The sequence below is a fragment of the Staphylococcus sp. EG-SA-17 genome (assembly GCF_017151845.1).
GTDB classification, from domain to species: Bacteria; Bacillota; Bacilli; order Staphylococcales; family Staphylococcaceae; genus Staphylococcus; species Staphylococcus aureus.
On sequence record NZ_JACVZO010000003.1, the window covers coordinates 79,255 to 102,962 of the forward strand.

Annotated in this window: 26 protein-coding genes; 6 read left to right on the forward strand and 20 right to left on the reverse strand. The window is 32.9% G+C overall.

Annotated features, from left to right (window positions below; genetic code table 11):
- Positions 1–95 precede the first annotated feature (95 nt).
- Positions 96–3,263 (reverse strand): efflux RND transporter permease subunit, encoded by a 3,168-nt coding sequence (locus IDG65_RS02445; protein WP_000592319.1) that lies wholly within the window; start codon positions 3,261–3,263, stop codon positions 96–98.
- A 116-nt stretch (positions 3,264–3,379) separates the two neighbouring features.
- Positions 3,380–4,645, reverse strand: coding sequence for a lipid II:glycine glycyltransferase (gene femX / locus IDG65_RS02450; protein WP_000413863.1), 1,266 nt, complete (start codon positions 4,643–4,645; stop codon positions 3,380–3,382).
- A 388-nt stretch (positions 4,646–5,033) separates the two neighbouring features.
- On the opposite strand from femX, the gene IDG65_RS02455 reads away from it, so the two are divergent.
- Positions 5,034–5,285 (forward strand): hypothetical protein, encoded by a 252-nt coding sequence (locus IDG65_RS02455; RefSeq protein WP_001566779.1) that lies wholly within the window; start codon positions 5,034–5,036, stop codon positions 5,283–5,285.
- On the opposite strand, the gene IDG65_RS02460 is transcribed toward IDG65_RS02455, so the two are convergent.
- A complete protein-coding gene (locus tag IDG65_RS02460) occupies positions 5,277–6,041 on the reverse strand; it encodes a VOC family protein (RefSeq protein WP_000600970.1) in 765 nt (254 codons plus the stop codon). The genes IDG65_RS02455 and IDG65_RS02460 overlap by 9 nt on opposite strands.
- A 162-nt stretch (positions 6,042–6,203) precedes the next feature.
- On the opposite strand from IDG65_RS02460, the gene IDG65_RS02465 reads away from it, so the two are divergent.
- Positions 6,204–6,644: a MarR family winged helix-turn-helix transcriptional regulator gene (locus IDG65_RS02465; RefSeq protein WP_000951058.1), complete on the forward strand. Its 441-nt coding sequence runs from the start codon at positions 6,204–6,206 to the stop codon at positions 6,642–6,644.
- The gene (locus tag IDG65_RS02470) at positions 6,637–7,848 is read left to right on the forward strand and encodes an MFS transporter (protein WP_000184407.1); all 1,212 of its coding nucleotides are present in this window, start codon (positions 6,637–6,639) and stop codon (positions 7,846–7,848) included. Before IDG65_RS02465 ends, IDG65_RS02470 begins: the two co-directional genes overlap by 8 nt.
- Before the next feature lie 101 nt (positions 7,849–7,949).
- Here IDG65_RS02470 and sarV read toward each other — a convergent pair whose 3' ends face one another.
- A complete protein-coding gene (gene sarV / locus IDG65_RS02475) occupies positions 7,950–8,300 on the reverse strand; it encodes an HTH-type transcriptional regulator SarV (RefSeq protein ID WP_000066896.1) in 351 nt (116 codons plus the stop codon).
- 125 nt (positions 8,301–8,425) lie between these two features.
- Between sarV and IDG65_RS02480 the strand changes: the two genes are divergently transcribed.
- On the forward strand, positions 8,426–8,596 hold the full coding sequence (locus tag IDG65_RS02480; RefSeq protein ID WP_031901223.1) for a hypothetical protein: 171 nt from the start codon (positions 8,426–8,428) through the stop codon (positions 8,594–8,596).
- 284 nt (positions 8,597–8,880) lie between these two features.
- Here IDG65_RS02480 and moaA read toward each other — a convergent pair whose 3' ends face one another.
- The 6 genes from moaA to IDG65_RS02510 are packed head-to-tail and all read right to left on the reverse strand — an operon-like array spanning position 8,881 to position 12,969.
- On the reverse strand, positions 8,881–9,903 hold the full coding sequence (gene moaA / locus IDG65_RS02485) for a GTP 3',8-cyclase MoaA (protein ID WP_001670172.1): 1,023 nt from the start codon (positions 9,901–9,903) through the stop codon (positions 8,881–8,883).
- A 19-nt stretch (positions 9,904–9,922) separates the two neighbouring features.
- Entirely contained in the window at positions 9,923–10,522 is a 600-nt protein-coding gene (gene mobA / locus IDG65_RS02490; RefSeq protein ID WP_000643993.1) for a molybdenum cofactor guanylyltransferase MobA, read from the reverse strand.
- Positions 10,523–10,528: 6 nt separating this feature from the next.
- Positions 10,529–10,762, reverse strand: coding sequence for a molybdopterin converting factor subunit 1 (gene moaD / locus IDG65_RS02495; RefSeq protein ID WP_000866971.1), 234 nt, complete (start codon positions 10,760–10,762; stop codon positions 10,529–10,531).
- A gap of 5 nt (positions 10,763–10,767) precedes the next feature.
- Positions 10,768–11,214, reverse strand: a complete 447-nt coding sequence (locus IDG65_RS02500; RefSeq protein WP_000808499.1) for a molybdenum cofactor biosynthesis protein MoaE — start codon at positions 11,212–11,214, stop codon at positions 10,768–10,770.
- Between the two features lie 13 nt (positions 11,215–11,227).
- The gene (gene mobB, locus IDG65_RS02505; RefSeq protein ID WP_000602946.1) at positions 11,228–11,713 is read right to left on the reverse strand and encodes a molybdopterin-guanine dinucleotide biosynthesis protein B; all 486 of its coding nucleotides are present in this window, start codon (positions 11,711–11,713) and stop codon (positions 11,228–11,230) included.
- Positions 11,710–12,969 (reverse strand): molybdopterin molybdotransferase MoeA, encoded by a 1,260-nt coding sequence (locus tag IDG65_RS02510; RefSeq protein ID WP_000259726.1) that lies wholly within the window; start codon positions 12,967–12,969, stop codon positions 11,710–11,712. The genes mobB and IDG65_RS02510 overlap by 4 nt, the downstream gene beginning before the upstream one ends.
- A 62-nt stretch (positions 12,970–13,031) precedes the next feature.
- Here IDG65_RS02510 and moaC point away from each other — a divergent pair, with 62 nt between their 5' ends.
- Positions 13,032–13,526 (forward strand): cyclic pyranopterin monophosphate synthase MoaC, encoded by a 495-nt coding sequence (gene moaC / locus IDG65_RS02515; RefSeq protein WP_000134527.1) that lies wholly within the window; start codon positions 13,032–13,034, stop codon positions 13,524–13,526.
- 1 nt (position 13,527) lies between these two features.
- Here the strand turns inward: moaC and IDG65_RS02520 are convergent, their stop codons facing one another.
- The 5 genes from IDG65_RS02520 to modA all read right to left on the reverse strand — a co-directional run bounded on the left by IDG65_RS02520 (position 13,528) and on the right by modA (position 17,311).
- The gene (locus IDG65_RS02520; protein WP_000503823.1) at positions 13,528–14,034 is read right to left on the reverse strand and encodes a MogA/MoaB family molybdenum cofactor biosynthesis protein; all 507 of its coding nucleotides are present in this window, start codon (positions 14,032–14,034) and stop codon (positions 13,528–13,530) included.
- A gap of 30 nt (positions 14,035–14,064) precedes the next feature.
- Positions 14,065–15,069, reverse strand: coding sequence for a ThiF family adenylyltransferase (locus tag IDG65_RS02525; protein ID WP_000076927.1), 1,005 nt, complete (start codon positions 15,067–15,069; stop codon positions 14,065–14,067).
- A 168-nt stretch (positions 15,070–15,237) separates the two neighbouring features.
- Positions 15,238–15,843: an ATP-binding cassette domain-containing protein gene (locus tag IDG65_RS02530; protein ID WP_000913019.1), complete on the reverse strand. Its 606-nt coding sequence runs from the start codon at positions 15,841–15,843 to the stop codon at positions 15,238–15,240.
- Positions 15,844–16,515 carry a molybdate ABC transporter permease subunit gene (gene modB, locus IDG65_RS02535; protein ID WP_001113093.1) on the reverse strand — a complete coding sequence of 224 codons (672 nt, stop codon included), beginning with the start codon at positions 16,513–16,515 and terminating at the stop codon, positions 15,844–15,846.
- A 13-nt stretch (positions 16,516–16,528) separates the two neighbouring features.
- The gene (gene modA, locus IDG65_RS02540) at positions 16,529–17,311 is read right to left on the reverse strand and encodes a molybdate ABC transporter substrate-binding protein (RefSeq protein WP_000782742.1); all 783 of its coding nucleotides are present in this window, start codon (positions 17,309–17,311) and stop codon (positions 16,529–16,531) included.
- A 289-nt stretch (positions 17,312–17,600) separates the two neighbouring features.
- Here modA and fdhD point away from each other — a divergent pair, with 289 nt between their 5' ends.
- Entirely contained in the window at positions 17,601–18,398 is a 798-nt protein-coding gene (gene fdhD, locus IDG65_RS02545) for a formate dehydrogenase accessory sulfurtransferase FdhD (RefSeq protein ID WP_001030824.1), read from the forward strand.
- A 176-nt stretch (positions 18,399–18,574) separates the two neighbouring features.
- Here the strand turns inward: fdhD and IDG65_RS02550 are convergent, their stop codons facing one another.
- The 5 genes from IDG65_RS02550 to IDG65_RS02570 all read right to left on the reverse strand — a co-directional run bounded on the left by IDG65_RS02550 (position 18,575) and on the right by IDG65_RS02570 (position 23,706).
- Positions 18,575–19,345 (reverse strand): GNAT family N-acetyltransferase, encoded by a 771-nt coding sequence (locus IDG65_RS02550; protein WP_000146737.1) that lies wholly within the window; start codon positions 19,343–19,345, stop codon positions 18,575–18,577.
- 56 nt (positions 19,346–19,401) lie between these two features.
- A complete protein-coding gene (locus IDG65_RS02555) occupies positions 19,402–19,971 on the reverse strand; it encodes a biotin transporter BioY (RefSeq protein ID WP_000208738.1) in 570 nt (189 codons plus the stop codon).
- A gap of 120 nt (positions 19,972–20,091) precedes the next feature.
- Positions 20,092–21,033: a nucleoside hydrolase gene (locus tag IDG65_RS02560; protein ID WP_000163422.1), complete on the reverse strand. Its 942-nt coding sequence runs from the start codon at positions 21,031–21,033 to the stop codon at positions 20,092–20,094.
- Positions 21,034–21,430: 397 nt separating this feature from the next.
- Positions 21,431–22,339: an ABC transporter substrate-binding protein gene (locus IDG65_RS02565; protein WP_000735038.1), complete on the reverse strand. Its 909-nt coding sequence runs from the start codon at positions 22,337–22,339 to the stop codon at positions 21,431–21,433.
- A gap of 212 nt (positions 22,340–22,551) precedes the next feature.
- The gene (locus IDG65_RS02570) at positions 22,552–23,706 is read right to left on the reverse strand and encodes an acyl-CoA dehydrogenase family protein (RefSeq protein ID WP_000999192.1); all 1,155 of its coding nucleotides are present in this window, start codon (positions 23,704–23,706) and stop codon (positions 22,552–22,554) included.
- Positions 23,707–23,708: the final 2 nt, after the last annotated feature.

A 23,708-nucleotide genomic window follows, 5' to 3' on the forward strand; every position in this document is an offset into this window, starting at 1 on the left:
ATTAAATCGCACGTGAAATAAGGTCTAAAATTTCAAATTTTAAAAAGCCATAAAAGTAGTCAATACCATGACCGCTTTTATGGCTTTTATATTATCTATCGTTTAGTGAATCGTTTTTTTAAAGTAAAGAGAATTTCATATATTACTGGTACAACTACAAGTGTTAATAAAGTTGATGAAATTAAACCACCAATAACTGTAGCAGCTAATCCTTTCGAAATAAGAATCGAGCTATCTTGACCAAATAACAAAGGAACTAATGCACCAATTGTTGCAATCGCCGTCATTAATATCGGTCTAATTCTAGTACCGCCTGCTTCGATTAATGCTTCTTTCATCTCCATGCCCTGCTGCTCATTATTAATGACACGGTCTATTAACACAATGGCATTTGTTACTACGATTCCAATTAACATTAGCATACCAATTAAACTTGGTACTGATATTGTTTCTCCTGTGATTAATAGTGCAATAATTACACCGATAACTGTAAATGGTAAAGAGAATAGAATTGTAAATGGTGCTAAGCCACCTTTAAATGTAATAACTAGGATTAAATATACGATAATGATCGCAGCTAACATTGCAAAGGCTAATTGTGTCATTGCATTGTTAATATCATCTGATGCACCACCGATATTAACCTTTACATTATTCGGTTTGTCCAAATTATTTATTTTAGACATCACTTGTCGTGTTGTGCCACCCACATCTTTATTTGTTACTTCAGCAGATACCGTCGTTGCATAATCACCTTGTTCTTGCGTCAATTTACTTGGTGTCGTTGTTTTAACTAACGTAGCGATATCTCCCAATTTAATCGTGCCACCAGTCGGCTTTTTCAAAGTTATATTATTCAACTTATCTTCTGACCAGTCTGTTTGCTTATTTTGTTTGACTTTAACATCAACAGTTTTACCATTTTCTTTAACAGTCGTAACTGTTTTTTCTGGTAAGTTTTCATTCAAGTGCATTGCAAGTTGACTTGCAGAAATACCATTTTCTGCCGCTTTATTTTGATCAACTTTAATTTCATACTGATCATATGTTTGCGATAAATCAGATTTGACATTGGCTAGTCCTTTAACCTGTTTCATTTTCTGTTCAATATCTTTTACAGTTGATTTTATGGCATCCATTGATGGGCCTTTCACAGTAACCTCTACAGATTTATTACCTGCACCTGTTCCTAAATCTTGATTTTTCCACTCTCCAGGATGTTTAAAGCCATCTGCATGTTTAATAACCTTATCCGCTTCTACATCAAAATTAGGCGTGTCATTATCATATTCAACCATGATTGCCATACTATTTGTACTACCCGTTGGATCTACTGGACTACTACCACCAACTGAGTATTGAATTGTTTTTACATGCTTTTTCTGTTTTAAATATTTTTCAACATCTTTCGCATGATTCAACACTGCTTGCTCCGTTTCACCAGGCTTCGGTGTATAAGTAATAGCTAAAAATTTATCGTCACCTGCTGAAATAAAGCTAGTGCCTAGTCTCGGTCCTCCAAATACAATAGTTACAACCAAAATTAATGTACTTAATATAATTACAATCCACTTATGATTTAGTGACCAATGCAATACTTTTTTATAAGTTGTACTAACAACACCTAATCCTTCTTGATGTTGTTTATTACGACGTTTAACGCCTTTTTTAAATAGTGTTGCTGCCAACGCTGGAACGAGTGTAATTGACACTAATAACGATGCTAATAAACTAAATGCAATAGCCAATGCAAAAGGTCTAAACATTTCGCCTACTGAACCTGATACAAACACAAGTGGTAAGAAGACGATAATAGTAACTAGTGTCGATGACATTATTGGTTTAAATACTTCAGTTGTCGCACTGATAATTAAATTTTCACCTTTTAGTTGTTCTTCTGAATCTGTTAAGCGTCGATAAATATTTTCAACAACTACAATCGAATCGTCTATCACACGTCCAATCGCTACTGTTAATGCACCTAACGTTAGTATATTCAATGAAACATCACTCAATTTCAGAGCAATAAGCGCCATAAGAAGTGATAACGGAATGGATATAATAGAAATTGCCGTCGTACGAATGTTTCTTAAAAACAGCAAAATAACTATAATTGCCACGATTGTACCTAATGATGCTTTTTCAACCATCGTATAAAGTGATTTCTCAACAGGCTTTGCAGTATCCATTGTTTTTGTGACATTAAAATCTTTATTTTCATCAACGAATGTATCAATTTTACGTTGTACATCTTTGGCTACTTGAACTGTATTGGCATCTTGAGCTTTAGTTATTTGTAAATTAACCGCATCCTTGCCATTCGTTTTAGAAATAGAAGTACGCACATCACCAACTGTAATATCAGCTAAATCTCCTAGTTTCGCTGTCGGCACACCACTTATATTATTTGATGATGACGCTTTTGAATTTTGCTGTGGTGATGCCTGATTAACGTCTGACATGGCTGAATTTTGTTTATTGTCACTTTGAGATTGAGATTGCCCTTGTCCTCCTGCCAACGTTAATGGAATATTTATGTTTTTAAAAGCATCAACAGATTGATATTGACCATCAACAACAATTGATTTATCTTTATCACCAAATTGGAACAATCCAAGTGGTGTTGTTCTTGTTGCCGTTTTTAGATAGTTTTCTACATCATCAGCAGTCAACCCATATTTTTCAAGTTCATTTTGCTTAAATTTAAGGGTGATTTCACGGTTCGTCTGCCCGTTTAATTGCGCATTTTGCACACCATCTACCGTTTGTAATTTTGGTATTAATTGTTCATTCAGTACTTTCGTTACTTTTTTCAAGTCATTCTCTTTATTTGAAAATGAATATGCTAAAACCGGAAAAGCGTCCATCGAATTACGTCTTAATTCTGGTTGACCAACTTCATCTTTAAATTTAATTTTATCGATTTCTTTTTTAAGCTGTTCTTCTGCTTTATCCATATCTGTATTATTTTCATATTCAACTGTTACAATTGAAGCATTTTGTATGGATTGCGTTTTAACATTTTTCACATATGCCAACGATCTTACTTGGTTGTCAATTTTACTACTTATTTCATCTTGGGTACTTTGTGGCGTTGCACCCGGCATTGTTGTTGTAACTGAAATAACTGGATTTTGTACATTTGGTAGTAATTCTAATTTCAATTTAGCACTCGCGTATACACCGCCCAAGACAACTAAAACAACCATTAAAAAGATAGCAAACTTATTCCCCAAAGAAAATTGTAATAGCTTTTTTATCACAGTACTTCCCCCTCTTTCACTATATTCAAAAATATTTTACTCAACCATTCTATATTGTGTAAAAAAATCTGAACGCAAATGACAGTCTTATGAGCGTTCAGATTTCAGTCTTTAATCTATTTTCGTTTTAATTTACGAGATATTTTAATTTTAGCTTTTGTTAAACGAGGTTTAACTTGCTCAATTAATTGGTACAATGGCTGATTCAATACATAATCAAATTCACCAATCTTTTCACTTAAGTATGTACCCCACACTTTTTTAAATGCCCATAAGCCATAATGTTCTGAGTCTTTATCTGGATCATTATCTGTACCACCGAAATCGTAAGTTGTTGCACCATGTTCACGTGCATACTTCATCATCGTATACTGCATATGGTGATTTGGTAAAAAATCTCTAAATTCATTAGAAGACGCACCATATAAGTAATATGATTTTGAGCCAGCAAACATTAATAGTGCACCAGAAAGATAAATACCTTCAGGATGTTCCTTTTCTAAAGCTTCTAGGTCTCGTTTTAAATCTTCATTTTTAGCAATTTTATTTTGCGCATCATTAATCATATTTTGCGCTTTTTTAGCTTGCTTTTCAGATGTTTCCATCTTCTGCTGCCATTTAGCTATTTCGGCATGAAGTTCATTCAATTCTTGATTTACTTTCGCTATATTTTCTTTTGGGTCCAACTTTACTAAAAATAGTTCAGCATCTCCATCTTCATGCAACGCATCATAAATATTTTCAAAGTAACTAATATCACGCGTTAAGAAGCCATCGCGTTCCCCAGTGATTTTCATTAATTCAGCAAATGTTTTTAAACCTTCTCTATCAGATCGTTCCACTGTCGTACCTCGCTTTAAAGCCAAGCGCACTTTTGAACGATTTCGGCGTTCAAAACTATTTAATAACTCATCATCATTTTTATCAATTGGTGTAATCATAGTCATACGTGGTTGGATGTAGTCTTTTGATAAACCTTCTTTAAATCCTTTATGTTTAAAACCAAGCGCTTTCAAATTTTGCAAAGCATCTGTACCTTTATCAACTTCAACATCAGGATCGATTTTAATTGCATACGCTTTCTCAGCTTTAGCAATTTCTTTTGCACTGTCTAACAATGCATTTAACGCCTCTTTATTACTATAATCAACAACAAAACCACGTGAAATATAACATAGCGTATAAGGTAATTTAGGTACTTTTTTAAAAAGTAATTGCGCAACACCCTGAACTTCACCGTCACGACCTACAGCGATTCTTCGCGCGTACCATCCAGTTAATTTCTTTGTTTCTGCCCATTTCGTTAATTGTAATAAATCTCCATTTGGGTGAGATTTAACAAATGCGTCATGTTCCTGATTAGTGATATGCATCTTTTCCATGATTTATGATATCTCCTTCTATTTAACAATACCTTTAATTATACAGTTTGTATCTTATAGTGTCGATTCAGAGCTTGTGTAAGATTTGAACTCTTATTTTTGAAATGTCCATGCTCCAATTAATAGTTTAGCAAGTTCAAATTTACCCATTTTAATTGTAAATCATTTTATATCTATGTTTCGTGTTAAATTTAATGTTATCGTACAATTAATACTTTTCAACTAGTTACCTATACTTCAATATACTTTCATCATCTAACACGATATTCATTTCTAAAATGAACCAACTTGACTTCAATGAATAAATTTTTCCTCAAGCAACCACATTAATGTTCATATACAAATACCCCTGTTATAATGTCAATAATCTAACAATGAGGTGTTTGATATGAGAACAATTATTTTAAGTCTATTTATAATTATGAACATCGTTGCAATCATTATGACATTGAGTCAACCTCTCACCGTGAATTACTTTAGTTTACGGGTTATACTTATCTTTTTCACATTTATATTATCAATCTTTTTCATTTTAATTAAGTCATCACGATTAAATAATATATTAACGATTCTTTCCATTGTGCTTGCCATTATTCATATGGGCATTCTCGCTCATAGCACTTACGTATATTTATACTAATGGTTCAAAGCGATAAATAGCACCTCTGATAAAAATTGAATATGGTGAAGTTGCTTGTGCGTCTTTTATGATAACCGAATGATATTTTGAAACTTTACCATCTTCAATTCTAAAATAAATATCATCATTTTTTAAAATCAAATCTGTGTAATGGTCATTCTCTTCTACAATGTCCATATCAAACCATTTCAACCAATTCGATACTGTTTGTGATCGGTTTTTACTTTTCACAATAACAGTTTCAATTGAAAATTGTTTTTGAATATATTTTTGCAATTTTTTAGTACGCATGGAATCACTTTCTTCCCATTGAATAAAAAATGGTGGCTTAATTTCATCATCATCCTGATTCATTATATAAAGCAATTGCCACTTTACCTTACCATCTTTATGTGTATCTCTTTCCATTTGAATCGGCCCTACTACTTCAACCTGCTCACTTTGTAGTTTATTTTTAACTGCCTCTATATCATTTGTACGCAAACAAATATTTTTAAAGCCTTGCTCATACTTCTCTTGAACAATTTGAGTAGCAAAAGCGACTCCACCTTCTATCGTTTTTGCCATCTTTTTCAACTTTTCATTATTTTCTACATCTAGTAGCTCAATATAATTTTCATTGATATAACCTAATTTATTGAATGTTCCATATTTATGATGATACCCACCTGAATGTAATTTTATAACATCTCCTGGAAAACTAAACCGATCTAACTGATCTATATAATGAATGATGTGATCAAATTTCAATATCATTAGTATCCCCCTATTTACATGTAATTACGCTTATTTTAACAAAGTATAATTATTTTTGCTCTTAATAATTATATATTGATTTCTAATTGCTCCCGTTTTATAATTACTATTGTTGTAAAAAAGGTTAGCTAAGCTAACTATTTTATCTTAGGAGATGTCACTATGCTATCACAAGAATTTTTCAATAGTTTTATAACAATATATCGCCCCTATTTAAAATTAGCCGAGCCGATTTTAGAAAAACACAATATATATTATGGCCAATGGTTAATCTTACGCGATATCGCTAAACATCAGCCCACTACTCTCATTGAAATTTCACATAGACGTGCAATTGAAAAGCCTACTGCAAGAAAAACTTTAAAAGCTCTAATAGAAAATGACCTTATAACAGTAGAAAACAGTTTAGAGGATAAACGACAAAAGTTTTTAACTTTAACACCTAAAGGGCATGAATTATATGAGATTGTTTGTCTTGATGTACAAAAGCTCCAACAAGCAGTAGTTGCCAAAACAAACATTTCGCAAGATCAAATGCAAGAAACCATAAATGTGATGAATCAAATTCATGAAATATTATTAAAGGAGGCACACAATGACTAATCAAGGCTCATTAAATAAATCACCTATTTTCACCAAAAGTTTTACAATCAACTTTTTTGTCAACTTTATCGTATACCTATGCATGTATTTGTTACTTGTAGTTATTGCTGGCTATAGTAAGCAAGCTTTCGACGCTTCCGATTCATTAGCCGGATTAGTTGTAGGACTATTTATTGTCGGGTCTTTAATTGGTCGATTTGCTACAGGTAAATTTGTAAATCAAATCGGACCTAAACGATTATTATTTATTGGTTTAATTGCTTTAATTATCACGCAATTACTTTATTTTATTGATGGATCTTTAGCTTTTTTAATCTTTGTACGTCTCATAAACGGTATCGCAACTGCAGTTGTGACAACTGCAACAGGTACTATTGCGGCATACGTTACCCCTGTTAATAGAAAAAGTGAAGGCATCAGTTTATTTTCTTTAAGTTTAGTATTAGGTACAGCGATTGGCCCATTTCTAGGCATGTTACTTATTACAAAATACGCAATTGATTTACTGTTTATTATTTGTGTCATATTAGGCATACTCGGACTCATTATCTCATTATTTATAAAAGTTGATTTTGAAGTAACAAATAATAAAACTGAAACTAATGTCATTGATAAACCAAGATTTAGTATTCATCAATTTATTGCAAAAGAGGCCATTCCTGTTGCTGTAATTATGCTTTTAATTGGCGTTACCTATGCGTCCATCCTAACTTATTTACAAGCATTTGCTTTAGAGCGACACCTAGTAACTGCAGCAAGCTATTTCTTTATTTGCTATGCTATAGCATCGTTAATTACTAGACCTATTGCTGGTAGATTGATGGATGATAAAAATGAAAATATTATTGTCTACCCAGCATTTATCATGCTTTTCCTTTCATTTGTGTGCTTAATTTCAAGCTATCAAAGCTGGTTAATATTACTTGCTGGAGCTTGCCTAGGTTTAGGGTATGGAAATTTATCATCTGCAATGCAATCTATTGCGATAAAAGTCTCACCTCCGATTAAATATGGTATCGCGACATCTACTTTTTACGTTGGTCTAGATGCAGGTGTCGGCTTCGGTCCATCATTCCTTGGGTTATTTACTCATATGTTTTCATATAGTGAAATCTTCGGCTTTATGGCCGCTTTAGCAATCATTACTATGCTTGTTTACTTCTTAATTCATGGACGTCATGTAACTAGAAATGCCATGAACTAAATATTTATATTCAAAAATAAAAAGCATGCCAATCTCTATTCATCATTTGTCTGTCCCCAAGACGCAATTATGATGTACTGATTGGCATGCTTTTTAAGTTTTTAGTTTGTAACGCTTAACACTTCTATTTCTTTAGTAATTTTATCTAACAATTTCTTTTGAGAAGTACTATAGAAATAGAATACTTGTCTTTCATCCGTTTCAGAACGCAATTTAGAAATAAGCTCTTTTTTATAGATTTTACGGATAATCAAATCGATTTTACTTGTATCCCATAGCATTTCAAAATGTAATGTATCCCTCAATTCTTTACCGCTAATCTTTTCAGCTTCATACACTTTAAAAAGTACTACAAATTCTTCAATTGAAATCTTATGTGTTGTTTTTAACCAGTGCTTTAACTGACTTAACTCCCTTTCTGCTTCTATAAAACGTTGAACTTTATTACTCATAATATGATGCCTCCTATGTTTCTTCTTAGATGTTTGTAATTCATATTATTATACAATTACTTAAATTTATTATATATCAAACTTAGCATTTTATCTATTACAAATATTAAATTGCTGGCTATATCTTGTTTAGATTTATATCTTTTGGACAACTTGTTGTTTATTCGACAACATTTATACCTAAAAAAGATATATTACAACTCAATGACATGGGGTGTGACATCAATGTTAAAGAACCACTAAAGATTTATTATGTAGTGATTCTTAAGAGTGGGATAGAAATGATATTTTCATAAAATTTATTTCGTTGTTCCCCAACCTGCATTGTCTGTAGAATTTCTTTTTGAAATTCTCTATGTTGGGGCCCCGTTCCCCAACTTGCACATTATTGTAAGCTGACTTTTCGTCTGCTTCTGTGTTGGGGCCCCGCCAATTTGTAAAAACATTAAAAACGATCATTTCTATTAAATCTGGCATAGATATGACCGTTTTTACTTTAATAAATAATATTGTATTTTAGGGAGTAAGACAGAAATATTAAAGAATCTCTAATGATATAATATATAGTGGTTCCTACACATTAACCACCAATATAATTCATGTTTATCTTTTTACGTTGGCGATTGTCAACTGTTTGAGCAGTTCTCTCATCTGAATATCGATCATCTCTTATTTGCCATAGAGCTTTAAATTGTTCTTTTAACTCTTCGTCGGTCACGCCAGAACGAATAAACGCTTTAACGTTAAATCCATCGACAGTTGCAAATAAACATCCGTAAAACTTCCCATCTGATGACAGCCTTGCCCGTGTACATGTAGAACAAAATGATTGTGAAACACTTGTAATCAAACCAAATTGAACACCATTATCCTTATGGCGATAATATTTTGCTACTTCCCCAAAATATTTTGGTTCTACACGATCGATTTCAAAGTGCTGCTCTATCATAGTAAGCATTTCATCTTTAGTTACAACTTTGCTGAAATCCCATCCATTATCATTACCAACATCCATAAATTCTATAAATCGAATCTCTATATGTTTATCTTTAAAATATTCAAGCATTGGTATAATTTGATCATCGTTAATACCTTTTTGTATAACAACATTTACTTTTACATTCAAACCAATAGACGTCGCGTAATCAATTTGTTCTAAAATCGTAGTCGCTTTAATATTACGATTATTGATTGATTGAAATAGCGTATCATCAATAGCATCCAAACTGACATTAATTCTGCGTAGCCCAGCATCATATAACTTTTGTCCATGCTTTTTTAATAACAAACCATTTGTAGTCAAACCAATATCTTCAATACCATCGATTTGATTTAATTTAGCTATAAGTACATCTAAATCGCGTCGCATCAATGGTTCTCCACCTGTAATGCGTATTTTTTTTACACCTAATTCTGCATATACCTTAGCGATTCTAGCCATTTCATCAAACGTTAACAGTTCATTTTTAGGTAAAAATACGAAATCATCTCCAAATACCTCTTTAGGCATGCAATAATCACACCTAAAGTTACACCGATCTGTCACAGATAACCGTAAGTCACGGATGGGACGTCCTAGTTTATCTTTTATTTGTTCTACCATTTGTGGACCTCCTAACGGCTTACAATTTTTGAATTAAAGCGTCCAAATCATGCTGATAATTTATATTTTTGTACCAATATGAGGGCGCATCTACATCCCTGACATCCAAATAATCCGTTGATAATTCATGATATACATTTTTAAAACTGTAATTATCAGAATGTAGTGCTTTAGTTATAGCGCCTAATGCATTCGGACTATAAAATGCAATTGTTGGAATAAAACGTCCATCTTCTTTAAAAGCTGCGACATCTAAATGATTTTCAATAAGATGAGAAACTAAAAACTGATACAACGTGCTTACAGCTTTACCAGTAATCATTGGTGTATCAACAGAAACGACAAAAAACAATTCTTCTTCAGGATGTTGCTTCATGATTGTATAAATTCCTGCTAATGGACCTTTATCATTATGATTCTCATCATCTATAACAACATTTGGATATTGAAATTGCGTTGCCAATTGCGCATTTGTACTAATAATAATTTCATTGAACATATTTGTTGATTCTAATGTCTTAATTACTCTACTATAAAAGGTCTCACCGTTCACTTCCGCAAAAGCTTTGGGCTTACCAAATCGTACTGAATGACCACCTGCAAGAATTATTGCTTTCATGCTCGCTTAACCTCCACTAACCGGTGGAATTAATGCAACAGTATCATTAGGTTGAATGAAATCTGATTTTTGTACAAATTCCTCATTTACAGCAACTTGAAACTTTTTATTATTGATTTGCGGATAACGTTCAAACAATAAATCTTCAAATTGTTGTACAGTCAATGCTTGTTCAAGCACAATATCTTCCTGTGCTTTTTGTAATATATCTTTAATTTCTGCGAAGTAAAGTACCTTCATCTCTCTTATTCCTCCCTCTTCGCTTCTTCATAATTCCCTTTTTGATGCCCTTGCCATTTTGAACCATCTTCCCAAATTTCTTTTTTCCAAATCGGAACAATTTCTTTTATACGCTCAATTGCATATTCATTTGCTCGATAGGCATCTTTACGATGCGGTGAAGAAATTGCAATTAATACAGCGATATCTGAAATTTGTAATGGCCCTATTCTATGAACAATACTCGTTATCGTTCCAGGCCATTTTTCATTTATTTCATCTCCAATTTGTGCCAATTTCTTTTCAGCCATTGGAATATACGCTTCATATTCTAAATATTCCGTTTTGACGCCTTTAGTCCATTCGCGAACATGACCGGTAAAAACAACTACTGCACCTTGATATTCATTTATAGTGAATTCACGATATTGTTCTGTTTGTATCGGTTCTGTCACGATTTCAAATTGTTTCATTCATTTCAATCCTCTATGTTAATTGTGTATCACAATCATTTTTAATTTTATTTAATAACCATTGCTCAAATGCTGTAAAATCTTCATGCTCCCTAACATTAATGCTATAACAAACATTCGACAATTGTTGTAATACTTGCAACTCTTCTTCATTTCGATAGACTATGACTTTTTCAAAATCAGCATTTTTAAAGCCTTCAACTAATACGATATTGGTGTCAATTGTAACAGATTTTTCAATAATTTGAGTAAGATTTTGATTATCTACACGTGTTACAGTTTGCTGATATTGAAAACCTTGTACAATACTTTGATCTGCCCCCGCTTCAAAATGCTTCATGTGATCGACGTCTGAATCCTGTAATTGAATATCTTTCTTACCATGCCCATGATGTTTAATAGTAGCAACTGTATAACCATGTGACTTTAAGAAAGAGACAATATGCCTCATCAATGTTGTCTTACCAGACTTTTTGTAACCTACAATTTGTAAAATCATAAAAGAAGTTCCTCTTCAGCAGCGTCAGATTCAGTCAATATAATATCTACTGTATGCCCCGCTTTAAAACCACGTGACCCTCCTGGTAACATGACCATACAGTTAGCATGTGCAATCGCTACAACCGCACCTGATTTATTGAATCCTGAAGGTACTACAGTAGCTCCAGCACTTGTTAATGTTGCTTTAGCACGTATAAATCGTGTGAATGGGTTTGCCTTGGTAAAATCTTCCATTAATGTTGCTTTAATTATTTGCGGGAAGACTTCTAGTGCGCCACACATATGTTTAACAGCTGGTTTCACAAATAGTTCAAATCCTGTAAAACAAGCTGATGGATTTCCAGATAATCCAAACAAATATTTTCCATCTGCAAATGCAACCGTTGTTACGCTACCAGGACGCATTGCTACTTTATTAAATAACACTTCCGCCTTTACAGCCTTATAAATCTCAGGTAAATAGTCAAAGTCTCCGACAGAAACTCCGCCCGTTGTAATAACTATATCATGTTTTTCCATAGCTTCTTTAACGACTTGTATACCACTATCTAAATCATCTTGTTGTGTTTTGTAAATACCAACTTCAAGACCTAATTTTTCTGCTAAGGCACGAATCATTGGACCATTAGAGTTACGAATTTTTCCATCTTCTAATACATCATTAACATCTAATAATTCGCTTCCTGTTGCAATAACAGCGACGCTCGGTTGCTTAATAACTTTAACCTCTGCATAGCCATATGTTGCAAGGACCGCAATAGCCCCTGGATTAATTACTTGTCCTTTTTTTAGAACAACATCGCCTGTCGTTGTTTCTTCACCTTTTAAAGATATATTTTCATTTTTTGAAAATGGTTTACGAATTGTAAATGTATCTTCTAGTTCAATCGTTTGTTCAAACATAACAACAGCATCTGCGCCATTAGGTATTTGTGCTCCAGTCATAATACGCACCGCTTCGTGATCCCCAACTAATTTATCAGAAACTGAACCTGCACCAATATGATCAATCACTTTAAACTCAATGCGATTCTGACCACTTGCCCCTTGTGAATCAACACTGCGAATTGCAAAACCATCATAAGGTGATTTATCAAACCTTGGTATATCATAAGTAGCTACAATATCTTCTGCTAAGATATGATTTAGACTTTTTTCAAGTGCTACCGTAATTGCCGGCATTGAACTCTGCTGATTAACGATACGTTGAATTGCTTCTTTAACTGGGATTGGGTTTCTTTTTTCTACTACCATTAAAAATCATCTCCAAAACTTTTATTTTTTCATGATATACTAGATGCACTAGGAGGGGTAAAATGACTGAGTTTACTCATATTAATCAACAAGGCCACGCCAAAATGGTCGATGTATCAGACAAACAAATTACAAAAAGAACTGCTGTCGCTCATTCAAGCATTACTGTGAATGAAACTATTTTTAAGCAGATTTCTAATAACACCAATACCAAAGGCAATGTATTGAACACTGCTCAAATCGCTGGTATTATGGCTGCTAAAAATACATCAACAATTATTCCGATGTGCCATCCATTGCCATTGACTGGCATAGATGTTCACTTCAGCTGGGATGAAACAAATGCACCCCTTTATACTTTAAACATTCAAACAACTGTCTCTACAACTGGCAAAACCGGTGTTGAAATGGAAGCTTTAACCGCTGCATCAGCAACGGCTTTAACCATTTACGACATGACGAAAGCAGTTGATAAAGGTATGATTATTGGCGAAACCTACCTTGAAAGCAAGTCTGGCGGTAAATCTGGAGATTTTCAACGCCAATCAAATCAATAAATTATTTTGTAAGCTCATGAATCAGATGATTTAATTCTGGTTTAATGAGCTTTTCTAATGCTAATTTAACTGCGCCTGTTGATCCTGGAATCGAAAATATCAATTTATTATTAACTGTACCTGCTACAGCACGAGACAATAATGCACGCGTGCCAACATCTTCAACATAACTCAAATATCTAAACAATTCCCCAAAGCCTTCTATCTCTTTAGTTAAAAGTGGTTTTACTGCTTCAATCGTCACATCACGTTGTGCAATACCTGTTCCACCAGTCGTAATGATGACATCAATATCTTCTTCTAACCACTTCTTTACCTGCGTCGTGATGGCTACTTTTTCATCTTTCACAATTGTATAATGTGCGTCACTCACTTCAACGTCATCTGCTTGTAATAGTTGGCGCACGCATTGACCACCTTTATCTGTATCAATGTCTCTAGTATCTGATACCGTTAGTACGGCTGCTTTAACTGTACGATTCAATTTAACGTTTTGATGTTCGCCCATAATATTACACTCCTTTTGTCTTATCTTTTTTTATCCAAACAATAAATTCATTAGATGTGTGGCATCTGATGTGCGTGTCATGCCATGTATTAAAAACCTTCCACCTTTAAAAGCAACAATGCGGTGTCCTTTAAATTCAAACATAACCATATACGAATTACTGCGATAATTTAGTTGATGTTGTTTTAAAAATTGAACAAGAATGTCGTGTGTAATTGATGCATTTTCATACTGTACAGTGTCTCTACCACACAATGTTGCATAACGTTGTTCATTCTTGTTTAAATACGGATAACTTGGTACATCTCCACAAGTTGTACAGTCTGAACGTTGCATTTTACTGAAACCAAATGAATAATGACTACCTTCCCAAATATCGCCATAAGTTATTTTTGTGTCAATTGGTTGTTCCGTTAATACTTTCATCGCATCTCTTAATTGTAAACTTGTTGCCATCGTCACGGCAGGTTGAATGACCCCTACTGTATCACATGTTAAATTTAATGCTGGCAATTGTGGTACCAAACAGTTAAAGCAAGGTGTTTTACCAGGTATAAATGCAGCTTCTGTATATGTACTCTGTACAACACCACCATAAATCCAAGGTATACGATGTTTATATGCAAAATCATTAATCAGTTGTCGTGTTTCAAAGTTATCGGTTGCATCAATAATAACGTCAACGTCCTGTCCATGTGTTTCCAAAAAATAATAATCCACATGGGCAATATAATCATCAATATCAACATCACTACGTAACGCTAGCAAATGCTTTTTAGCTGCAACCACTTTAGGCATCATTTTCAAAGCATCTTCTTCAGTAAACAATGTTTGTCTTTGTAAATTACTAAATTCAATATAATCTCTATCAACAATGATTAGTTTAGCAATGCCTGCTCTAACAAGTCCTTCGGCCACATGTGTACCTAATGCGCCCATACCAATAATCAACGCACATTTTTGATTTATTTTGCTTTGACCTATTTCACCTATTTGTTTAAATAAAATTTGCCTTGAATAACGTTCTTGACTCACATTAAGTTATCCTTTCTTTTTATCATTACTTTCATTATATGACGCGCGTCAATGTCTCTCAAAAAACTGCCCCTAAAAAAGAGTTTAAAACATCATTAAAATGCTGATAGAAGCATTCACTTCTACAATTTTAAATACGTTCTAAACTCTTTAATGGCAAATAAATGATTACCCAATTGTAATAATTTCATGAGCCATTTGTTCTGCTTCATAGTTTGAATGTGTCACAAATATGATTGGTATTTGCCATTCGTTGAAAATACGTTTAACTAATGTAATACTCTCATCTTTTGTAGTATCATCCAAACTAGAAAAAGGTTCATCTAATAAAATTAAATCTGGTTTCGTGCTAAGTGCACGTGCAAGTGCTACACGTTGTGCCTCTCCACCTGACAATGTCATAGGATATTGTTTCATCAAATGATCAATGTTTAAAGTTTGGATTAATTGATCGATGTGTTCAGATGGTTCAGCCATAAAAGTAATATTTTTATAGACCGTCATATTAGGAAACAATTGGTAGTCTTGAAACAGATATCCAATACGTCGTTGTTGAATTTTAACATTCACGTTTTTTGCCGTATCAGTAAGCAATTGCCCATTCACTTCGATAATAGCTTCATCTGCTTTACGTAATCCGGCAATCATATTTAAAACAGTAGTTTTACCAATGCCAGACGGACCACGAACTGCATAAATTTTTGGTTCAGTATCATCTATATTGATGCGAATTAAAGTGTTCTTTAATTGATATTTCACATTGATTTTAAGCATCTAGTCGACCTCCTTATATTTATCTTTATTCAATAAATTAATTGTAGATATAACCACAATAGAGAATGCGACTAGCACTAATACCCATAACCACGCTTCATTTTCTCTACCTTGTTCCACTAAAAAGTATATTTCTAAAGGTAGTGTATTCGTTTTATTTGGAATATATCCTGCAACCATTAATGTAGCACCAAACTCACCTAATGCACGAGCAAAACTCATCATTATACCTGCTAAAATAGAGCGTTTAGCTAATGGTAAAATTAATTTGAGGAAAATTTTCGTTTCACTTGCTCCCATTGTTCTAGCTGTATTAATCATTTTCGTGTCTATACCTCTGAAGCCTTGCACAGTATGTTGATACATTAGTGGAAAACTAACAATGACAGATGCTATCACAGCACCTGTCAAAGTGAACACTACAGGTAAATGTAGTACATTCGCAAAGAATTGACCGATTGGTCCTCTTGGCGAGAAGATGATTAATAGAATAAAACCTAATACCGTTGGCGGCAAAACAATAGGTAATATCAATAAACTTTCCAATACTTTAACCCACGAACCCTTACGACGATACAACCATTTAGATATAAAAATACCTAAAACCGTTACAATAATCGTACTGATTACAGCAACTCGTATGGATATCCAAAAAGGTGTTAAGTCAGGCATGGATTACAACTCCTTATGCTGCAAAGTGGTATTCTTTTAATATTTCTTTAGCTTTATCTGATTTTAAGAATTCCATCCACTCTTTTGCTAATTTACTATCCGATGTAGCACCAGCTTCGTATGTGATTGGTTTCTTAAGTTCTACTTCTTTAATTACTTTTACAGTATCAATTTTTTTGTTTTGTTTATATAAGTCAGTTTTATATACAAAACCTTGTTTCGCATTACCCTTTTCAACATAATTTAATACTTGTTTTACATCTTTAGCATAAACGATTTTACTTTCAACTTCTTTAAATAAGTTATTGTTATCTAAATACTGTTTCGCATATTTTCCTGCTGGTACAGTTTTCACTTCACCTAATGCTAATTTATCATTGCCTTTTAAGTCTTTTACTGAAGTGTAATTTGAATCTTTATCACCAATTAGTACTAGACTATTTTTCGCATATTTATATGTATTATGTGCTTTATTCTTGTCTTTTAATGCATCTACATCTTTAGTATTTGCAGACATAAATACGTCAACAGGTGCGCCTGATTCAATTTGTTTTCTTAATGCCCCTGATCCACCATAGTTAAATTTAATATCAGCATTTTTATGCTCTTTTTTAAATTCTGAAGCTAATTTCTTGGTTACATCTGTTAAACTTGCTGCCGCTGCAACTTGAATTTCTTGTTTTTTTCCATTGTCTGTTGCATCTTTTTTGTTGTCTTGATTATCATTAGAATTAGAACAACCAGCTAATACTAAAAATAATGCCATTACAATAGCTATAAAACGTTTCATTTTCATTACGAAATACCCCCAATTATTAAATATTTACATTTTCATTATACACTTAACAATATTTTTGAAAAGAAGCGTTTTCTCTTTAAATAATGATTCAAATAATTGTCACACTTTCTAAAAATTATTTTTTATTAATTGAGCTGCTAGTGTGCCTTTTTCTAAATCCAATCAAATTCTAAATAATTGCTCGCTATTAATTTTTATCAATCAAATTTCAAACTTAAGCAAATATGTTAAAATTTTAAGCAAATTACTTTAAAATAAAGTTCAAGCTAATTAAAGGGGTTAGATAATGAACAAAGATGTATCTTTAGGTCAACCAATTGTTAGATATGAAGATGGAAAATTATTCAATACGACAGATCAATATGTGACAGAATTTCCACTTACAATTATGGTGAATGGTGAAGAATTTGCGACTGTTATATGCAGTCCAACAAACCTTGAGGAGTTAGTCATTGGATTTCTGGCTTCGGAAGGTGCCATTTTAAAGCGAGATGAATTAAAATCTGTACTAATTGATGACAGTAAAGGATTTGCCCATGTTGAACTTAATAAAGATTTAGGCGATCGCTTTCAATATTCCACAAAACGAATGATTGCATCTTGTTGTGGAAAGAGTCGTGAGTTTTATTTTCAAAATGATGCTGCTATCGCTAAAACATCTATGTCTAAAATCACTTTAACTCCAATACAAATTATTAACATGATGACTCGATTACAAAGTGCAAGTCATATTTACCAAGAAACAGGTGGCCTGCATAATGCTGCTATAAGCGATGGTTTGACATTTTTTGTACATCGACAAGACATTGGTAGACATAACGCTCTAGATAAATTATATGGATTTTGTATTCAGCGACATATTACTGTCCGAGATAAAGTATTAATTTTCAGTGGACGTATTTCATCAGAAATTTTAATTAAAGCCGCGAAAATTGGTGTTGGCGTCATTTTATCTAAATCGGCTCCAACAACGCTTGCTGTAACTTTAGCTAATGACCTAAACATTACGTCAGTTGGATTTATTCGAAATGGTGGCTTTAATATATACAGTCATCCAGAACGTATCATTGATTCTGAACAATAACATATTTATTATAGTGTGTCATAATGAACGATATTCTACATGAATCAACAACCTTAAAACAACATTGTTTAATATACTTATCACAACTTAAAAAGCAGTAAGTCGATTTCTACTCGAAACCAGCTTACTGCTTTTTATATTTTTCATTTATTCTAATACAAACCTACCATCAATCGTTAATTTCCAATATCTTCTTTTAATATTTGATAACAAAACGATTGATAGACATAACCTTGCTTTGCATACATATCTTTTGCTGTATCTTCACCATCTGCCACCAATATAACCGGTTTATGATCTCTAGATATAGCATATTCACCTACTAATGACTGCATGGTAGAACCGATTCCTTGGTGTCGAAATTGTTCTAATACACCAAATCCATCTAATTCAATGTAATTTTCACTTTCAATGACATCTACAACGCCAATAGGTTCATTGTTTAAATAAGCTACTAAGCGTTTAATCACATCTTTTTGATAATGTTCCCTTACCATTTTTTCATGTGCATCTGCATAGTCTTTTCCAAATGGCAAACTAAATTGATATGCAACTTTTAAATAGGCATCTATATGCGACTCGTCAACGATGGCAATTTCAACGTCAGCGTTACGCGGCAAATTGGCAAGGGCATCACTTTCTATGGCATACAATTCCATAATACCTAGTTCAAAATTCATATCTTTAAACATAGCCATCCAATGATTATCAAGTTGTTCATTTTCTGGGAAACTAAACGCATAATGATTTGAACCTTGATTTGTATGTAATTGATGTTGACGTTCTAAGTCTTTCAGCCATCGCTCTTCGGTAGGCATCTTTTTATATATCCATGTGTTGCTTGTATATCGTTGTGGAAAAGAAGGTGTTAAATAAATCAACTGCTCATCGTCATTTTCAAATATAGTGCCGTTACAATATATATCTGACATACTTATACTAGCCATTGACACCTACTCCTTTCACTTTTATAAATTTCAAAGCAACTTATTCAATTACTTTACTATCTTAAATATGATTTTTTTAATCCCATAATTTGACGAAACTGCGAGTGATTAAGTAAAGCTGTACCAATCAAACTTGCTACAATTGCTTTTAATATATCACCAGGCAAATAAGCTAATGAAATTGAAATAGCTTTCGTAAATGGTATGTTAATAATCATGCCCATAATCAATGTACCAATAACATCTAATGCTATAACACCAAAAACTAAAATACCCACGAATAAAATCCAGAAATTAATTTCATTGATGAATCTATCACGAATCGCACCAATCATGAATGCTACAACTGGATATAATAGTAAAAATCCTGCTGAAGGACCTGCGAATACACCAATGCCACCGCGACCGCCTGATAAAAGTGGCAAGCCAGCAACTACTAATAATAAAAAGACGATAACACTTAATGTGCCATATTTACGTCCTAAAATCACACCTGCTAAGAAAATACCAATGTTTTGAAGTACAATTGGTACTGAAGAAAATGGTAGTGGAATTACTGGTACCAATCCTAAAATAGCGATAATCGCTGTCATTAAAGCTGTATATACTAACTGTTTTGTTGTCATTTTTTACTTCCTTTCGTATTTCATGACCATTATTATAGCACCATTGTAAACTTTAAGAAACGAAAAGTTTACAATAAGCTGTTCTATATAAATTAAAACCTTAATTATTCTACACAGCTGTTAATTTACTTTTTTAGCAAGTGCAGTTATATAATCAAAAAATGCGTTGTTATCTACATGATTTATGACATTAATTTTGCGCCCATCTTTACACTCAAATGTCTTACCTTGACTTGGTCCATAACTTATTACATCCACTTTTTTCTCAATTGAATGAACTAAGTCCTTGTTACCAATATAAGCAGTCGTTAAAACATCCCATAAAAAGTAAGTAGAATTTGTTATAAAGTGTGTTAATGGTGGTACCGCTGCATAACTTACTCCTAAAAAATCAATGCCCGTATATTGGCGTTCATTCGCCCATCTTTGTCTAACATCTAACGTTAGCGGCACTTGATTCGTACTTTCTAAAGCAACCATATCAATCTCTATATCGCTATCAAAAACAATTTTAACCGCTTCTGGATCCCAATATGCATTCCATTCTGCAGAACCATCATGCTCAGGTTCTTCAACATTTCCTTTTGGTAAAAAGGTACCACCCATCCAAACTAATTTTTCTATATACTGAACGATAGATGAATCTTTTTGTAGTGCTTTTGCTAAATCTGTAAGCGGGCCTGTAAATAATAATGTTACTTTTTCTGATTGTCTCTTTAAAGTTTGAATAATGTCTTCAAAGGCTTCTTTGTCGCTCACATTTGAAGCAACGTGTTTGACTGGCTCATTTAAAATTGGCAATGCGTCCATAAAAAAGGCATGCATACGCCATTCTTTAGGAAATGGATTTTTCTCTCGTTCATATGATGGGGAAACTTGAATATCTTCATTTGAAAAACGGTTAATAATTTTTACTGATGCGCTCAAAGATGGCTCTAAATAACAATCAGCACCAATTGTACTGACCCCTATCAATTGAACGTTTTCCATTTGTAATAATAAAAATAGAGATACTAAATCATCTACACCACCATCATGGTTAAAATAAACTTTCTTAGTCACTCGAAATCCCCCTTACATTTCATTTTCCATTAACAATATTATGTTTTTATAAAACGTTGTTATATATCTTTCTACAAAATCATAACATTCTGTTGTAATCCTTTTAAACCTCTTCTTTAATTGATAATCATTCCCTGATATGCCTTCCATAAAGTATGCACTAAAATAATTATGATATAACTTATTAATGAAGAGATACATTGAGCTATTTCTCAGGTATACTACTTTAGCTGTAATAATACTAATCTATCATTAATTAAATTGAATGATAACAACGGCACTTATTATTTTAAAAAATACAAATATCTAACTTTCTAGCTATAAAAACAAGAGCCTAATACAATATCAAAAGATTGATATGTTTCAGACTCTCATTTCACTAACTTATATAGTTGAATTATTTTGCAGCTTTAATTAATTTTTCTTTTAAATCTTTACGCATGAAATCTAATGTATAAGGATCGTTGTACCAGTATGTACCAGCATCAACTTTAACAATATGTCCTTCTTTAGTAGCTTTCAAATTCTTCCACATGTTTGTTGATTCATATCCTGGTGTAGGTTTACCTTCACTTGTACTCACAATGTAATCACCAGCATATTTTTCAATTTCTTCTTGTTTCACTTCAGCCCAACCTGCTTTTGCAGTTAACTTTTGTTGTTCTGGTTGCATTTTTAAACCAAATGCTTGATATAATACTTCTCCACCACGACCCCAGTTATCGCCGTAAGTGTATAATTTTTTATCAAATTCATCAAACAATGACACTGTTGCATCTTGTCCAATTGCTTTTTTAATTTCTTTACCGTCTTTAGCAGTTGTTTCTTCCCAATCTTTCTTCCAAGCTTTTACTTTATCTTCTTTACCAACAATTTTCCCTAACATTTCTTGTTGTTCTAAATATTTATGCTTATTATAGTCAACAACTACTGTTGGTGCTACTTTTTGATATTTTTTAATGTCTTTGTCAGTAGAGTATACAATAATTAAATCTGGCTTTTCTTTAGCAACTTTTTCTACATCGCCATCACCAATTTTTGTAACACCTTTAAATTTATCTTTTAATACTTTGCTTTGATCGACTTGTTGATTTACAGCTACAATGTTTGCACCTAATTTTTTAAGTCCACCAGCATATGTTGGCGCAACTACTGCAATGCGTTTAGGGTCTTTCGGAATATCTACCGTTTTGCCATCGTCCATTTTATAAGATTTAGTTTCAGCTTTGTTATTTTTTTCTCCTTGGTTCCCACACGCAGCTAACACTAATAACATAATTATTAATGGTAATAATAGTTTTTTCATAATTTCCTCCTATTGAAAATGATTATCAATCATTCCAAAATTATACAAGATTGCATATACATTTACAATAGCTAGTGTTATTTATTTTTTTATTTTCGCAAAAAATTTAGCAAAATATCTTAATATACCTATAAATTCCCACAAAAAAGGTAAATCCGAACGTCAAATTTCATCTCTTTATGCCATTCAACGATTGATTTACCTTTTTAAATTTAAAATGTATCTGTAATACTCTTAGCAATATTTGTATATGCTGCATCTTCCATAGGTGGATTGTGTAATCCTGCACGCATGTCACGATAGTAACGTTGTAATGGTCGATTCATTTCTAAGCTTTTAGCACCAACAATGCGCATCGCTAAATCAATCACTTCAAGGCCTTGGTTCATTACCATTACTTTACTCGCACTCGTCGCATTTCTAATCTGACTTTCGTCTGTATATTGTTGATAGCCTTTTGCTGTACTCCATAAAAATTGTCTCGCACATAACAACAGCGTTTCCATTTTCCCTAAATTTTGTTGCACAGTTGGCAATGTTGCAATCGTTCCTTCAATACTATTAGGGCTATGTTGGATTGCAAAGTCTACAGCATAATTTCTAGCAGCTTGTGCTATACCTAAATAACAGCTTGGTATATGCAATATCCAACCATTTGGCGCTTTACTTTTCTCTGTTTCCACTAAATGTTTTAATGGTACTTTTACATCATTTAATATTAAATCATGACTTTCTGTCGCTCGCATACCTAATACGTCCCAATTATCGGCAATTTCAACACCAGGCAAATTCCTGTCCACTAAGAAAAAACCAACACTTTCTAATTCTTCTATATAAGCAGCAACAATAATATGTGTTAGTGCTTTACTCATTGATGTATATGTCTTCACACCATTTAAAATATACCCGTCATCAGCTTTAACAGCATGTGTACTTGGTCTTCCCCCTCTTGTTGGACTACCCATTTCAGCTTCACTAACTGCTCTATTAACTAATGCACCATTATTAATTTCAACAGCAAATTGCTCCAACATATCTTGAGACCATAATTTCTGTTCATAAATTTGTCCTACGACACTCACATGCCAACCAATAGATAATGCTGTGGCACCATCAAGTTCGCCTAAAAATGATTGCAAAATAACCATGTCTTCTATGGTCGCACCTTCACCACCATATTCTTTTGGTAACGTTAATTTTCCATAACCTTCTTTAATTAACCATTCAATATTTTTATATGGAAATTGGCTATGTTGATCATTATATTCAGCTTTAGCCTTAAATGTATCTCCAATTACTTTGAATTTTTCAATCCATTTTCTTTGAATTTCCGTTGTTATTAAAAAGGAATTATCCATATCATTCATAT

Coding starts and splice junctions, on each gene's coding strand:
- femX (WP_000413863.1), bottom strand. CDS start 4,645: ATGGAAAAGATGCATATCACTAATCAGGAACATGACGCATTTGTTAAA.
- IDG65_RS02455 (WP_001566779.1), top strand. CDS start 5,034: ATGAGAACAATTATTTTAAGTCTATTTATAATTATGAACATCGTTGCA.
- IDG65_RS02460 (WP_000600970.1), bottom strand. CDS start 6,041: ATGATATTGAAATTTGATCACATCATTCATTATATAGATCAGTTAGAT.
- IDG65_RS02465 (WP_000951058.1), top strand. CDS start 6,204: ATGCTATCACAAGAATTTTTCAATAGTTTTATAACAATATATCGCCCC.
- IDG65_RS02470 (WP_000184407.1), top strand. CDS start 6,637: ATGACTAATCAAGGCTCATTAAATAAATCACCTATTTTCACCAAAAGT.
- sarV (WP_000066896.1), bottom strand. CDS start 8,300: ATGAGTAATAAAGTTCAACGTTTTATAGAAGCAGAAAGGGAGTTAAGT.
- moaA (WP_001670172.1), bottom strand. CDS start 9,903: ATGGTAGAACAAATAAAAGATAAACTAGGACGTCCCATCCGTGACTTA.
- mobA (WP_000643993.1), bottom strand. CDS start 10,522: ATGAAAGCAATAATTCTTGCAGGTGGTCATTCAGTACGATTTGGTAAG.
- moaD (WP_000866971.1), bottom strand. CDS start 10,762: ATGAAGGTACTTTACTTCGCAGAAATTAAAGATATATTACAAAAAGCA.
- IDG65_RS02500 (WP_000808499.1), bottom strand. CDS start 11,214: ATGAAACAATTTGAAATCGTGACAGAACCGATACAAACAGAACAATAT.
- mobB (WP_000602946.1), bottom strand. CDS start 11,713: ATGATTTTACAAATTGTAGGTTACAAAAAGTCTGGTAAGACAACATTG.
- IDG65_RS02510 (WP_000259726.1), bottom strand. CDS start 12,969: ATGGTAGTAGAAAAAAGAAACCCAATCCCAGTTAAAGAAGCAATTCAA.
- moaC (WP_000134527.1), top strand. CDS start 13,032: ATGACTGAGTTTACTCATATTAATCAACAAGGCCACGCCAAAATGGTC.
- IDG65_RS02520 (WP_000503823.1), bottom strand. CDS start 14,034: ATGGGCGAACATCAAAACGTTAAATTGAATCGTACAGTTAAAGCAGCC.
- IDG65_RS02530 (WP_000913019.1), bottom strand. CDS start 15,843: ATGCTTAAAATCAATGTGAAATATCAATTAAAGAACACTTTAATTCGC.
- modB (WP_001113093.1), bottom strand. CDS start 16,515: ATGCCTGACTTAACACCTTTTTGGATATCCATACGAGTTGCTGTAATC.
- modA (WP_000782742.1), bottom strand. CDS start 17,311: ATGAAAATGAAACGTTTTATAGCTATTGTAATGGCATTATTTTTAGTA.
- fdhD (WP_001030824.1), top strand. CDS start 17,601: ATGAACAAAGATGTATCTTTAGGTCAACCAATTGTTAGATATGAAGAT.
- IDG65_RS02550 (WP_000146737.1), bottom strand. CDS start 19,345: ATGGCTAGTATAAGTATGTCAGATATATATTGTAACGGCACTATATTT.
- IDG65_RS02555 (WP_000208738.1), bottom strand. CDS start 19,971: ATGACAACAAAACAGTTAGTATATACAGCTTTAATGACAGCGATTATC.
- IDG65_RS02565 (WP_000735038.1), bottom strand. CDS start 22,339: ATGAAAAAACTATTATTACCATTAATAATTATGTTATTAGTGTTAGCT.
- IDG65_RS02570 (WP_000999192.1), bottom strand. CDS start 23,706: ATGAATGATATGGATAATTCCTTTTTAATAACAACGGAAATTCAAAGA.